The organism is Thiothrix winogradskyi, from assembly GCF_021650935.1.
GTDB classification, from domain to species: Bacteria; Pseudomonadota; Gammaproteobacteria; order Thiotrichales; family Thiotrichaceae; genus Thiothrix; species Thiothrix winogradskyi.
Genome location: NZ_CP091244.1, coordinates 1,315,000 through 1,328,582, shown reverse-complemented (window position 1 = coordinate 1,328,582; position 13,583 = coordinate 1,315,000). Strand labels below are relative to the sequence as shown.

General features: G+C 52.2%; 12 protein-coding genes. All 12 read right to left on the bottom strand.

Features of this window, described 5'->3' with window-relative positions:
- Positions 1-15: 15 nt before the first annotated feature.
- A complete protein-coding gene (locus L2Y54_RS06745; protein ID WP_236501041.1) occupies positions 16-921 on the bottom strand; it encodes a glycosyltransferase family 2 protein in 906 nt (301 codons plus the stop codon).
- On the bottom strand, positions 921-1,103 hold the full coding sequence (locus tag L2Y54_RS06740; protein ID WP_236501040.1) for a hypothetical protein: 183 nt from the start codon (positions 1,101-1,103) through the stop codon (positions 921-923). Before L2Y54_RS06740 ends, L2Y54_RS06745 begins: the two co-directional genes overlap by 1 nt.
- A gap of 13 nt (positions 1,104-1,116) precedes the next feature.
- Entirely contained in the window at positions 1,117-3,180 is a 2,064-nt protein-coding gene (locus L2Y54_RS06735) for an HAD hydrolase-like protein (RefSeq protein ID WP_236501039.1), read from the bottom strand.
- Positions 3,165-4,487 (bottom strand): glycosyltransferase, encoded by a 1,323-nt coding sequence (locus tag L2Y54_RS06730; RefSeq protein WP_236501038.1) that lies wholly within the window; start codon positions 4,485-4,487, stop codon positions 3,165-3,167. The genes L2Y54_RS06735 and L2Y54_RS06730 overlap by 16 nt, the downstream gene beginning before the upstream one ends.
- A 51-nt stretch (positions 4,488-4,538) precedes the next feature.
- Complete coding sequence (locus tag L2Y54_RS06725; protein WP_236501037.1) at positions 4,539-5,426, bottom strand: class I SAM-dependent methyltransferase; 888 nt, start codon at positions 5,424-5,426, stop codon at positions 4,539-4,541.
- On the bottom strand, positions 5,395-6,324 hold the full coding sequence (locus L2Y54_RS06720) for a lysophospholipid acyltransferase family protein (protein WP_236501036.1): 930 nt from the start codon (positions 6,322-6,324) through the stop codon (positions 5,395-5,397). The genes L2Y54_RS06725 and L2Y54_RS06720 overlap by 32 nt, the downstream gene beginning before the upstream one ends.
- Positions 6,305-7,504, bottom strand: a complete 1,200-nt coding sequence (locus tag L2Y54_RS06715) for an ABC transporter ATP-binding protein (RefSeq protein WP_236501035.1) — start codon at positions 7,502-7,504, stop codon at positions 6,305-6,307. The genes L2Y54_RS06720 and L2Y54_RS06715 overlap by 20 nt, the downstream gene beginning before the upstream one ends.
- Positions 7,501-8,283: an ABC transporter permease gene (locus L2Y54_RS06710; protein WP_236501033.1), complete on the bottom strand. Its 783-nt coding sequence runs from the start codon at positions 8,281-8,283 to the stop codon at positions 7,501-7,503. The genes L2Y54_RS06715 and L2Y54_RS06710 overlap by 4 nt, the downstream gene beginning before the upstream one ends.
- Positions 8,283-9,017: a peptidylprolyl isomerase gene (locus tag L2Y54_RS06705; protein ID WP_236501032.1), complete on the bottom strand. Its 735-nt coding sequence runs from the start codon at positions 9,015-9,017 to the stop codon at positions 8,283-8,285. Before L2Y54_RS06705 ends, L2Y54_RS06710 begins: the two co-directional genes overlap by 1 nt.
- A gap of 137 nt (positions 9,018-9,154) precedes the next feature.
- Positions 9,155-10,651: a hypothetical protein gene (locus tag L2Y54_RS06700; RefSeq protein ID WP_236501031.1), complete on the bottom strand. Its 1,497-nt coding sequence runs from the start codon at positions 10,649-10,651 to the stop codon at positions 9,155-9,157.
- 145 nt (positions 10,652-10,796) lie between these two features.
- Positions 10,797-11,195 carry a hypothetical protein gene (locus L2Y54_RS06695; RefSeq protein WP_236501030.1) on the bottom strand — a complete coding sequence of 133 codons (399 nt, stop codon included), beginning with the start codon at positions 11,193-11,195 and terminating at the stop codon, positions 10,797-10,799.
- Positions 11,185-13,461, bottom strand: coding sequence for a type II secretion system secretin GspD (gene gspD / locus L2Y54_RS06690; RefSeq protein ID WP_236501029.1), 2,277 nt, complete (start codon positions 13,459-13,461; stop codon positions 11,185-11,187). Before gspD ends, L2Y54_RS06695 begins: the two co-directional genes overlap by 11 nt.
- Positions 13,462-13,583: the final 122 nt, after the last annotated feature.

Below are 13,583 nucleotides of genomic sequence, written 5' to 3'. Positions count from 1 at the left end.
GGTATCTCCCTGTTGTTATGCAAATAGCAGTAGCGCCACATTATTCAATACCCCCGGTTTAAACAGCCGATGGTGCAAAATCTGCTGCCGCCGTTTCCAACCATGCAGATGGCGTAGCCCTGCCACTGCGGTCACTAATTTGGAATCCTGAGCATCCAGCCGCTCACCGAAACGGTGCAAGAAAACCTCTGCTTGCTGGCTCCACGCCTCAACCCTTGTACTCAAGCCGTTTGCATTGGCTGGCGCGGCACCAATGGCATTTGCTTCATGCTGGCGGTATAGCAATAACGGATGCGGCAATGCCTGTATTTGCCCAAACCAGGCACAAACCAACGCCAACCAACGGTCATGTTCCATCGCGTAAAGTGGTAATGGAAATGCCAAGTCCGCAGCCACCCGATTAAACGCGGTGGCACACCCTGTCACCACATTATTCAGCAAATACGCCTGCTTACGCTGCCCGACCGCAAAATCGCGGTAATCCCAAAACGACACGGCTTGTATGGCGCGTTCCTCATCCACCACCACCAAATCCGAATGCACCAATAACGGCGTTGCCTCACCGTATTGCGCTTCCAAACGCCGCAGCGCGGTGTATTGCAGCTCGATTTTTTCGGGAAACCACACATCATCCTGATCACAAAACATCAGGCAAGGCGCTGTACTGGCTTCCACCAAGCGACTAAAACTCAGTTTGCTCCCCAGATGACAGCCATCCAGCAACAAACCTGCCAACTTATCCGGGTGTGCCGCTTGCCACTTCAGTAAAATGCGCAAGGTTTGGTCGGTAGAGCCGTCATCCCGAATCAGCAATTGCCAGTCTTGAAACGTCTGCTTTTCCAGTGAAGCCAATAATTCAGGCAGCCAACGCTCGCCGTTCCAGGTTGACAGCAAAATCTGCACCCGTGCGTTATCCATCATTAGACTGACTCAAACCACCCGCGCCACCATTTAGCAGCCGCACGATCCAGCACTGCCAAACGCAAGCGTGTGCCATACCAAATCAGCATGGCTTTAATGCCCGGACTAAAACAGCGCCCCCGCCCCGATGAAAACCGAAACGCCAGCGCATACGCGAATAATTTCAATGGACTCACGACCATAACGGCCCCTTTATTATTTTTTTACAGCGTGCAAATACGCGACACGAAACGCGAAATTCGCCATACCTGTGGGAATTTTCTCAAACAGCGCATAACGCCAAGCACTGACTTCCAAACGCCGCCACAAGCGACGCGGGCGTAACAAATCGCCCCAGCCCACTGCCTGATTTGCCAGTGCCAACACATGGTCATGCCCGAAATCCTCGGTATGCACCAACTGGGTCAGCTCACAGATTTCCTCGGTCGTGGGGTATACCACCGCACGCTCCAGCAAACCATGCACATAAGGCAACAATTGTTGACTGCTATACCCGGTCAGTTGCTGAACAGCGCGAAAATGCTCCCAATGATGCAAGATGCCTTGCTGCATTTGCGCCACCAAGGGGTTACACAAGATTTCTGCCTGCCGATCCGGTGCCGTATCCGCTTTCAAGACCGGTACAACCCGTCCGGCCTGTTCACAATAGGCAATCGTGGTCGCCTCGTGTGAACGCGCCCCTTGCTCAAAAATTTCCTCAAACTCTGCCGGAATCCGCTCACACGCATTACCACGGCGCGAATCGTGCACAATGCCTTCGCAGGTATTGTTCTCGCCAAAATCCGCGTACAGCTTCGGCACAAACGCAAAGTAATAACCGTGTAATTGCGGGAAATCCGGGCGTGTCCCAAACGCTTGTTTGAGGAATTTCTGCACCGTGCCATTCCAACCAATATCGACCAAGGCGACACGCTGGTGGGCAAAGAAACCGACTTGCTCCAAATACCGCTGCAATAACGCCCGGTGTTGCTGACCGGTGGCACGGATAATGGCTTGCACCGCCTGATCTTGCAGAAAGTTATGCAAGCGCACATCCTCCCAATCGTGGATCGGCGCACTGAAATCCACGAAACCGTGCCGTGTTGCCAAGGGTTGCAACGCCGCTTCCGGCAAACCGTACACCTTACAAACCGATGCCAAGCCTTGTTGTTTCGGGTTGTAAAATGCCACCAGTGCCTGTTCCCGGCTCAAACCCTCTGCTGTTGCGGCAGCGGTAATCACGCGGCGCGACAAATACACATATTCGGAAGGAATCGTCATCCCCGTGGTGCGGTACAAACGCTCGAATAAAAAACCATCACGCGCCACAAACAGTAGCTTTTCGACGGGCTTACCCGCCGCCATTTGTCGTTGCAAACGCTCCTGCAAACCGTGCATAAACACACTAAACGCAGGGCCCAAGACATCGCGCCCGTAGCGGAAGAAGAAATCACGCGGTTTCAAGCTATCCTGTTGGTGACTGCGGGTTTCCACGCATTCAAAGAAATGCCGCCCCTGCCAGATCCCGCCACGTTGCGCCATTTGTGCCGACAACGTTTGGCGTTCGCGGCGGCGCAATTCGGCTTTTTCATACAACCAAATGCCTTGAATGCCGGTGCGACACGCCATGCGCCGATCGGAAATCGGATTGTCACCGATGTGTACCACCTGCTGCGCACCCAAACCTTTGACTTGCAGCATTTTCTCGAACAAACGCCCGCTGTATTTACCCAGCTTAAAATCTGCCGAGACATACACAAAGGTGAAATAATCGACGATGCCGAGTCGCCGCAACAATTCACACAACATATCGCCATCCAGATACATATCCGACATGGCAATAATCTCGATACCTTGTTCACGCACCCAATCCAAAAATACCTGCGCATCGCGTTTGACGTGCAAGGTTGCGGCTTCCAAATCCAGTTCTGTTTGGCGGATAAAAGGCGCTAGTGTGACATCTGTCTCCAATCCCAACCGTTCCACCCAGCGCGAGAGCATGTCGCTGTAACAACATTCATGGTCAAAACCGGCTTGCACCGCTTCTGCCCGCAATGCCTGTTCAGCTTGCTGACGCGCTTGCCACACCGTTTCTGCTGCAATACCGGTACGCGCACTCACTGCCCGACACACCGCGTGTTGCACCTCAGCGGGGTCGCCCACATAACGCCCCAGTACGGTGTCAAAAATATCGAGGGAAATCATCCGAACCGTACCGAGGCGTGGTGCCAACCAAGTTCGCACTTGCAACCAGTCACGTACAATCAGCTTTTCAGGCATAACTCACCTCCGCGCCACCATTGTTTGCAACGCCGCAAGGGGCTTAACAACGCCTCACCCAAACGGAATGCCCTACCGTTCAACAACGCCTGCTGCTGATGTTGTAAATGCTGAATGAAAACATCACGCTCACGTATCCAAGCATCACGCTCCGCAATCCAACGGTCACGATCTACCAATGCTGCCGCCTGTTGCTGAAGCAAGGTATCGCGCTCTACGATCCAAGCGTCACGCGCCGAAATCCAGCCATCCCGCTCCACCAACCACTGGCGGTGTTGCGCCAAATGTTGCTGTAACTCGCCAATAAGCTGATCACGCTCGGCAATCCAAGCATCACGATCCTGAATCAACGGCAACAATTCCTGCTCACGCGCCACCAAACGCTGATGCACAATCGTTAGCCATTCCTCACGGGTATAGCGGTACAAATCCTGAAGTTGTGAAGAAAGCCCTAGAAGAACCTCACCCCCTAGCCCCCTCTCCTTGACAGGAGAGGGGGAACAAGAGTGGACAACTTCCTCCTCCCCCTCTCCTGTCAAGGAGAGGGGGGCGGGGGGTGAGGTTCTTCTTCCGCCAAGCCAACCCAGCAATAAGTGCATGTTTTCTTCAATCGCTGCCAAGGGCTTTTCCCGAATGGTATTACTCTCGTGTAAACGATAACCCAGCAACTTCTCACCGCTCAGAAAGCGCACCTTGAAACCGGCTGCCACCACCCGCAAGGCGTACTCGTAATCGTGCACATAACGCAACTCGGAAAAGCCACCCAATTGCGCATACACCCGCCGATGGAAAAAGAAATTGGAAGTCGTAATCAGAAAATTACCGCGCAATAAAGTCGCCTGCGTATCGGTATGCGTAGCGTAGTATTGTTTCAAGCCCTCAAACCACGCCACCCAATGCGGCTCAGCGGCTTCTTTCGGTTGTGAATCGGCATCCAGTACTGCGACATCGGTGCTAATAAAATCGAGCGACTGGCTTTGCGCCAGCGTCACCAACCGTTGCAGCCGCGTGACATCCCACACGTCATCGGAATTCAGAATAGCGAGGTATTCACCCTGTGCCAGCCGCAACCCTTCATTGAGTGTTGCCGGTGCGCCCTGATTATGCTCATGCCGCCAGCAACGTACACGCGCGTCCGGCTTGGTCGCACACGCGGTTTGAATCACTGCCCACGAATCGTCGGTTGAAGCATCATCAATCACAATCAGCTCGAACGCACTAAACGTTTGCGCCAAGACCGAATCCAGCGCCTGCTGTACCCACCGAGCATGGTTGTAAACTGGCAGGATCACACTGACCTTAACCACAACATACCCCAACTTGTTATAATTATTACGGTTTAATCAACCGTCACTGTATCATTCCAGCGTGAATCGTGACTGAATACTGCGCCAAGCCGTTGCCCCACGCCTGAGCATCTGCCAACTGCGGGTCGAATACACACGCTCTAATTCGGCGTGTGCCAATGCCAATTCCGAATGCATCCGCCCCCACGTTTGCCAAGATGCATCAATCGGTTTTAAGTGCTGAGCTTGAGCATTTTTATCGGCAAGACGGGCAGTTTCCGGCATCACCGGACTGCTGGAAATAATGAACTGGTACGCAACAGCCTCCGGCTCATGAAACTTTGCCAACGCCACGGGGGTCGGCTCTAAACCAGCGGCTTTCAGGTAGCGCGTGATCACTTCATCCGGCAAATCATGCCAAGTATAGTCAATGTCATTCACCGTAAAACCGGCTTCTGCTAACAACGCTTGCACGCTCTCAGCAGTAAAGAACTTCAGGTGCGTCGCATCCAAAATACCGGCGGATTCATAATCAAAGCGCCCGTTCAATAATTCCAAACGCACTGAAGAATGCGCAATATTCGGGATAGAAATCAGTATTTGCCCCTCGTCCAGCAACAAGGGCTTGAGCCGCTGTAACAAGGCTTCAGGGTGTTGCAGATGCTCCAACACATCCACCAAGGTAATCACGTCAAATTTCTCGCCTTCGAGCGCATCAAGGCTGTGCGGATCATCCAAGTCTTCGGTGAACACATAATCGCAATAGCGCTGGGCTTGCCAGACAATATCGGGGTTATGATCAACGCCGATAATGTGCGCTTCACAACGTTCACGCAGCAAGCGCGACATACTGCCATCGCCACACCCTAGCTCCAGCACTTGGGCATAACGCGGCACGCGCCGCACAATCTGGCTATGGGAATGGTTGTCATCTAGCGAGTGAGCTATTACTTGAGTCATTGTTATTGCTCCGTAGCAGTGGCAGTGCGGGCCATAACCACCAGTGACCCGGATTTTCCCGAATCCGCTGTTCCAGTTGGCTGGCAAGCATTCCCATCAATACTGTTTCGTTATAATCATACGGATCAAGTAACGCAGAAAATTCTGCTCTCACCCGACCCCCGCCCAAATCACGCATAAAGAACGGCGCGATCACTGCCTTGGTTTTTTTTGCAATTCGATAAATACCGGCAGGCAAGTCAATAGTACCGCTTATAAAATTAACTGTCACCCTTCCTTTATGCGCTTCTATGTATGGAACATCAAAAATCAATGCAATTAAGTGATCATTTAACGCCCGATAGAGCGGACGCAACTCATCCCCCTCCACCAGAAAGGTGCCGCCCAAGGCTTGCTGCAAGCGCTGCAACTTAAATAAACGGTAACGGTATTCCGCTGGGTGCAAACCGTGGCTATTGGTAGCACCACCATCGCGGGTAATCGTGCCCGTGGTAAAACCTTGCGCTCGCATCGCAGGCCCTGCCATCCAGAACCGTCCGAAATGCCCACCCGTCAACATCACCCGCTTCCCCTGTCGCCGCGCCGCTTCAATGGCTGCAAACCCTTCCATCTCAACAATTTGCTGAATGGGTTGGTGCTGCAAATACCACGTATCCAAGGCTTCTTGCTCCACCATGCGGTAATAATCATCAAGCCAACCCGCGAGTTGTGCGTCACTGGCTTCAGGCAATGCGCTGCGCATTTGGGCGCGAATCAACGCCGCTTCATCCCCCTTGTTACGCCGAAAAATCGTCGCCTGTTGCGCCGCCAATCCATAAGCTAACGCAGGCGGCAAGTGCGCATACAGCGGAAATAACACCTGATACCGCAAGGAAAAATCATCCGCTCGCCAACGCATAACCCACCTTTTCCCAACGATGCGGCAACATCACCATGCCAACGCCTTGCTGTTGACCCGCTTGTTGCACCCGAAAATGGCAGCAACGTTCCCGCGAATCGTAAACATGCACCCCACTGCCATCAATCAGCCACACCTCCAAGCAATAATCACCCGACAACAACGGCAAACGCTCAATCACAAATTCTGCCGCCACGACGCCTTCAGCCACCGGCTGCATTTGCACCCCATCGTGTAAGGTACTGATGCCATAACATTGCACATCATCGTTGCGCCGAATCACAATCCCCACATGCACATCAGCAAGCGGACGATCACCTTGGCTGGCTTGAATACTGATGCAAAACGGGTCGTGGGTTCGGAAAGTGTCGCGGTTCAGCGTGACGGAGAGAAGAGAAACCCTTCCTTCTCTTGCTCCTCCCCTGATAAGGGGAGGCTGGGAGGGGTTTCTTCCTCTTACACTATCCTGATACGCATCAACGACTGTTTGCGCATCCCCCACCATCCGCACCCTGCCCTGCTCCAACCACACCGCCTGACGGCACATTTCCCGCACTTGATACAGATTGTGCGAACAAAACACCAAGGTTGCGCCCTTCCCCAAAATCTCCCGCATCCGATCCAAGGATTTTTTCTGAAAATATTGATCACCCACTGACAACGCTTCATCCACGATCAGCACTGCTGGCTCAATCACCGCAGCTACCGCGAACACCAAGCGCACCACCATGCCGCTCGAATACGTTTTCACTGGCTGTTGCGCAAATTCACCCAATTCCGCAAATGCCAAGACTTCTGGCAATTTCGCCGCAATCTCCGCCTGAGTCAGCCCACGCAGCGCCAAACCCAATCGTGCATTATCGATCCCACTAAACTCTGGCTGCAAACCCGTACCCAATTCCAGCAACGCCGAACGCCTGCCGCGAATTTCACACTGACCCTCTGTCGGCGGCAAATTGCCCGCCAACATTTTCAGAAACGTGCTTTTGCCCGCGCCATTGTCACCCACCACGCCTAACGAATCGCCCGCTTGCACCTGCAAACTCACGCCTTGCAAGGCATAAAACGGCACATGACGCGCACGCCGCAACACCCATTCCAGCAAGGCATCACGCGGATGTGCATAACGCCGATACGCCACCCCGGCATCCGCCAAGCGAATCGCACAATCCGCACTCACAGCACATACCTCGCCCGCAATAACAAGTGCTGGAACAGCCACCAACCCAACGCCAGACTAGCGCTTGCCAGCAGCAACAGCCCCAGAAAAGCTTCCCACAAAAACCGCCCATCCAGCAATGCCGCACGGTAGCCTTCCACCAAATGCGCCAAGGGATTCCAAACAAACCACCCCTGAAAAGCTTCCGGCACCACACTCAACGGGTACACAATCGGTGATACCAGCAACAATACCGTCAACAACGGCGGCATCATCTGGCGCAAATCGTGCAAAAATACCCCCAACACCGCCAAACCATACGCAAAAGCCAGCGAAAATAGCAATCGCACCCCCAAAAATGGCAGGTAAAACACCACACCCAGCGGCTCACAACGCCCCTGCACACACAACCACAGCAACAACAACCCCACCGATACCCCTTCTAATACCAAGGAAACGCCCACAGGCAATAGGGGCAACACCGCAGGCGGCAACGGCGAATTCAACAATAAATCCCGGCGTTCGGTCAGAATGGCAGGTGCACGGGTCAACACTTCTGCCAAGGCATTAAACGCGATTAAACCGGCAAACAACCACCCGGCAAACTGCCCGGAATCCGTGTCTGTTGCCGTTTCTGTCCCCAAACGCATTTGCAGGATTTCACCAAACACCAGCGCATACACCAATAGCATGAATAACGGTTGTGCCAATAACCAGAACACCCCCAAGGCAGTCCCGGCATAACGTTCCTGCACCTCATGCCGCAGTAATTGCCACAACAGTGTCCAATTCGCAGCCATTAGCGTGCCGCTTGTTGTGACTTAAAGGCGTTGCTCAATGAATCCAGCAACGTTTTTTTACGGTCTTCACGGTATTCTTGTTGAAGTTCAGCCATAATTTCGGGCTTTACCTCCGCAAATGAGCGCGTTTCCGGGGCTTTCCGATCCAGAAATGCCAACAAATAGGCTTTATTGCGATGTACAACCACTTCACTTAAAGGCTTATCCACCGATAATTGTGCTGCCGCCTGAAACACGGCATCCGGGCGTTGCCCCTCCTGAAACCATTGCGAATCGCCTTCGGTCAGTTTCAAATCAGCCGCCTCACTGTTTGCCAGAACGGCTGCTTTAAAATCTGTCTTACCGGCAAGAACTTCCGCATGGATAGCGTTGAGTTTTTCACGTACCGCCGTTTCATTGCTATCGTTAAACGCCATTTCTAAGAGACGTACTCGCAAGCGTAGCGGCAGTTGGTATTGTTTATCCTGACGTGCCGCATAAATTTCCTCAGCACGTGCTGTGAAATCGGGCATATCTTCTTCGCTGGCAGCTTCTAATGCCAAACGTGCCAATTGATCTTGGCGGAATTCGGTGACGAGCTTTTCCAGCTCCGGGGTTTTATCCAGTCCGCGTGCCAAGCCCTGTTGCATCAAGGTATTACGGATATAGGCGGTTTCGGAAAGTGCCGCATCATCAGCAGCCATTGCCGGAAACGCACACGCGCACAGCAGTGCGAAAGTTAAGTTACGCAGCATCAATATTTACCTAATAGCAAGCCTTACAATATAAAGGGCAGCAAGGGAAAACCTTGCCGCCCACTTTCTCCCTCAATGTTTCCCAACCAAGTCACATAGCCTAAAGGAGAAAACGTCGAGATTATCCAGCGTTAAATTTAACGCTGGATTTTGTGCGGTAACGCATCACCGAAGCGAGCATTCGGATTCTCGCTAATGTTACCTTCTAGAAATGCTGAACCAACGGCTGGCACACCTTTATAGATATTGCTGTCCGCGTTATAGCTGCTGGCTTTCGCACCATAACCTTGAGCCGATTTAAAGCCTGCTTTCAGGTCATAGCCCGTGAAGCCCATACGCGCCCAGCCACTGACAAACGAACCAGTGGTCACGCTTTGGTTAGCGTAGCTAGACAATACGGTACGGCTATCATCGTAAGATGGGTCTGTTGACTTGAAGCTGATGACGTTAACTTCACGATCCAAGGTGCTGGATTCTGGTTTTTTGCCCGGCAATACTGGTGAGAAACCGAAACCACTGTTAGGTTTTGACCAACCTGCGCGCATCTCTTCGCGGTCGAAAATGCCATTCTCAAAGTTAGCGGCTACGTTGCCGTGGATACCGTGTTTCTTCATTGGGAAGGTAACAACCCAGTCGGTATGACCGTCGTAACCATCCGTCGGATCAACGAAGTATTCGTTCATAATATGCGGTGCAAGCAATACGTGCGCAATGGGGTACGGGTTAATGCCGCAACGTGGCGTCAACTCGTTTTTATCTTCTAGGCACGCATCTTTTTGTAAACTCCAGTCAGTGACAACCATTTCACCATCACCGCTGGCACTGCGCACCATCATACTACTGTTAGTAACATCACCGGATGCCAAAGATGGCAACAGGAAGTTATCAGGGTCATGGGACAAATAATGCTGTGCCTGGGTGCTGTAGTTATCAATGGCAATAGGGTCAAGCGCAAACGCTGAGCCTTTTGCAATATTGATGACAGCAGAAGAACCGAACAGACCGCCAGTCGGTGCACTCAAACCTTTAGCCGCAGCGCCGTCACCTTGGGTAAACGTGCCTTTATTCCATGCATCTTCAACTGTTTTGCAGTTATTGGGTTTACCATTCGTATGCAGCACGCCATTCTGGACAGTAGTGTCACTCACCACGCCCATTTCGATGACTTCAACATAGCCTTCTTTGGTATCTTCTTGGGTTACACCTTCATAGATGCCAAAACCACTGAACGGCACGGTTGCTTCACACTTGCCATCATCACAAGAAGCCAGTGCAGGCAAGGTACAAGTACGGTCAGTCGTAGACAACACGCCCACTGCCTTACCTTCATTGTTAACACCATTTTTCACTGTACCGGTCCACACGTCTTCAGGGGACATGTAGATATTGAAGTCAAGGATGTCATTACTGTTCCGACCTTCGCGGAAACGAATTTTAACTGCCTTGGTCTGGTCGGTAGAGTTGACTAAGTTAATGTTAGTAACATAGCCACCTTTACCGTTGAAATACGGGAACAGCAACACCTGACCGGTGCCATCCGGGTTTACATGTACCGCCTGGGCACTCGTAATGACCCCCACTACGCCTAAAATGCCGGTTGCGACACCGACGGCGACTTTATTTTTCTTGAACACTTGCGTGCCTCCTGGTTCTATCTTTTATATTGTTGACGGAGTATTGAAAGATTTATTATTTAAATCTGCTTGTTCCCAGACCCATGCGTTTCCGGGTGTGACCAGACCATTATACGCAATTCATAAGTAATGTTGATTACCGCCATTACCCTTTTACGTACCGCCAGTCTGAAAACCAGCCATCCTTGACCCATGTTTCCTGCACAACATCGCTACTCTCTACCGGTTGGTTGAGACCGCGCATTTTTAGCGACACCGTGACCTCCACATCCACCCGGCAGCGCTTACCGGATGTTTCACACTGGACTTTTTGCACCTGCGCCTTACTCCACAACCCAGCGCCCTGCGTTTTACGCTTGAACACATCAAACGGCGTGGTGGCTTGAAACGCCTCGGTGTAGTACTCGTATGCGTGCTCAAGATCGCCCTTGATCAGCGCATCCCAACGCTGTTGCGCATACCCAGTCAGCACCGACTCCGCCGGGCTGCACGCTGCCAGCAATGAACTTGCCAGCAGCACTGTGACTGTATTTCTAATCGACATATTGCCCCTTCAATTGTGGCAGGAATTTATCGCCATCCATCAAACGTTGCATACGTTCGCGCATTTCCTCGCCGGTTTTAACCAAATCACGCTGGCTTTTGATCGCCGTGGGCGTGATCAGCACCAGCAACTCGGTACGTTTGCCACCGCTGCTGTTCGCGCTGAACAAATTCCCCACGACCGGCACATTGCTCAATCCCGGAACCCCATTACGCCCCTGAGTATTGTTATCGCGAATCAAACCGCCCAGCACAATGGTTTCACCGCTTTTAACCGCGACCGTACTTTTGATATTACGCTGCAAGAAACTGCGGTTGCCGGTGGCTGAATCAATTTCACCCACATCCGTAATGTCTTGCTGAATATCCATTTTCACCAAACCGTTGCTGTTCACTTGCGGTGTTACCTGCAAGGAAACCCCAGTGTCTTTGTATTGCACCGTGGTCGCGGTGGTCAGGCTCGTACCACTGCCATTCGGCGTGGAAAGGCTGCCAGTAAACACGGGCTGCTGATCCCCGACTTTGATGGAGGCAGTCTGATTATCCAGCACCAGAATCGACGGCGACGACAAGACCCGCACTTTCGATTCCCGCGCCAAGGCATTCAACGCCCCCATCACCCGTTCCGCGCCCAAGGTTGCGGAGAACGAGAAGCCTCCCGGTGTCATGTAACCACTGTTATTAGAAGCTAGCCCACCAAGACCATTGGAACCAAAGGCATTGCCATTGTTTTTGAAATACCATTGCAAGCCGTACTCCAAGCCATCGGTCAGGGTCACTTCCATGATCGAAGCTTCCACCTGCACCTGCATTGGCATGACATCCAAACGCTTGAGGGACTCCAGAATTTGTTTGTAGGCATCTTCGGTCGACATGATCATCAACGAGTTGTTGGTCTTGTCTGCCACGATGCGTACTTCTGCATCTGGGTTAATGCTTACCCCGTCACCGCTGGAATCGCCCAACATGGTCTTCACTGGCTCAGCGGCGGCAACAGCTTGACCATCTGCCCCCACTGTTGCTGGTGCTAAGCCCGGCGCAAGGCTGGAAGCATTGCTCCCCGGCAATGCACCTTTAGTACCACTACTGCTCTTCTTGCCGCCAAAAATCTGATTCAACATATCCGCCAAGTGCTCGGCATTGCCATTTTGCACCTGGTAAACGAACAATTGCTGCCCCGCCGTTTGGCTGACCTGATCAAAACGGTCTACCCAGTCTTTCATATCCTTCAGGTAATCAGCGTTAGCGGAAATAATCATAATGCTGTTCATGTGTTCAATGGGCATGATTTTGATCATGCCCGCCATCGGGCTATTACCGCTTTCACCGAATAGCGCATCAAGGTTTTTCGCCACGATGCCAGCCTCAACGTTTTTGACACGGTACAAACCGACGGACATGCCTTTCAACACATCCACGTCAAAGGTCTTAATGGTCGCCATCAGGTTAGCCAGTTCGGAACTGGTTCCCGCCAACACCAACATATTGCGGTTCGGGTCAACCCGTACAAAAGCATCCGGGCTTGCCAGTGGTTCCAGTATTTTTTGCATTTCCGCCACCGGAATATAGCGCAACGTTACCACTTGCATACTGTAACCCGGCTTAATCTGACCGGTAGATGGCATAAAACCACGCCCTTTCAGATTGGCTCGCGCCGCAACCCGGTAATTGCCGGTATCGTCTTTGTAGAGCACCGCCCCCTGGCTTTGCAGCAAGGATTCCAAGGTAGGGATTAACGCACTGCGATCCAGCGGATCGGTGGAATTGATCGTCACTTCACCTTCCACCCCCGGCTCCACGGTATAGGTTTCCTTGAGAATATCCCCCAAAACCACTTTCACCACTTCACGGATGCTGGCACGCTCGAAATTGAGGGCAATACCCGCATCATCCCCCCGTTTACTTGCCGCAGACACAGGGCGTTTCACATCAGTACGGTAATAATCTTGGCTACCGAGAATCAGCTCCACATCATCTTTTTTCCCAGAGCGCGACAAACCGCTGTCCGTCGGCATCGACTCCCACGCGGGTGTTGCCTGATTGCCTTCTTGATAACCAACCGTCTTCAGACCACCCGTATCGACTGGGCGCAACACCGGGCGTGACAAACCGACGGCGGCGGGTTCCAGTTCCTTAACCGCGTTACTGCGCTGGAAACCTTCACTTTTGATATTGTTGCGATAACCCGGACTGCCTTTTATGGATGTGCAAGCGGACATGAGTACCGCCACACTGACCAGCCCTACAATGCTGCCCCTGTATTTCACAAAGCTAACCCCATTTTTTATTTTTATTCTTAAGACCCGATCTGGCTAACGCTGTCGGGCTTGGTTTTAATTATACTAATGGTTTATAAATTTAATAAAAAGTACTGTTTATCGGATAATTC

Bases quoted from the DNA above. Each gene is read 5' to 3' on its own strand.
- L2Y54_RS06705 (WP_236501032.1), bottom strand. From the start codon at position 9,017: ATGCTGCGTAACTTAACTTTCGCACTGCTGTGCGCGTGTGCGTTTCCG.
- L2Y54_RS06720 (WP_236501036.1), bottom strand. From the start codon at position 6,324: ATGCGTTGGCGAGCGGATGATTTTTCCTTGCGGTATCAGGTGTTATTT.
- L2Y54_RS06725 (WP_236501037.1), bottom strand. From the start codon at position 5,426: ATGACTCAAGTAATAGCTCACTCGCTAGATGACAACCATTCCCATAGC.
- L2Y54_RS06735 (WP_236501039.1), bottom strand. From the start codon at position 3,180: ATGCCTGAAAAGCTGATTGTACGTGACTGGTTGCAAGTGCGAACTTGG.
- L2Y54_RS06745 (WP_236501041.1), bottom strand. From the start codon at position 921: ATGATGGATAACGCACGGGTGCAGATTTTGCTGTCAACCTGGAACGGC.
- L2Y54_RS06710 (WP_236501033.1), bottom strand. From the start codon at position 8,283: ATGGCTGCGAATTGGACACTGTTGTGGCAATTACTGCGGCATGAGGTG.
- L2Y54_RS06740 (WP_236501040.1), bottom strand. From the start codon at position 1,103: ATGGTCGTGAGTCCATTGAAATTATTCGCGTATGCGCTGGCGTTTCGG.
- L2Y54_RS06695 (WP_236501030.1), bottom strand. From the start codon at position 11,195: ATGTCGATTAGAAATACAGTCACAGTGCTGCTGGCAAGTTCATTGCTG.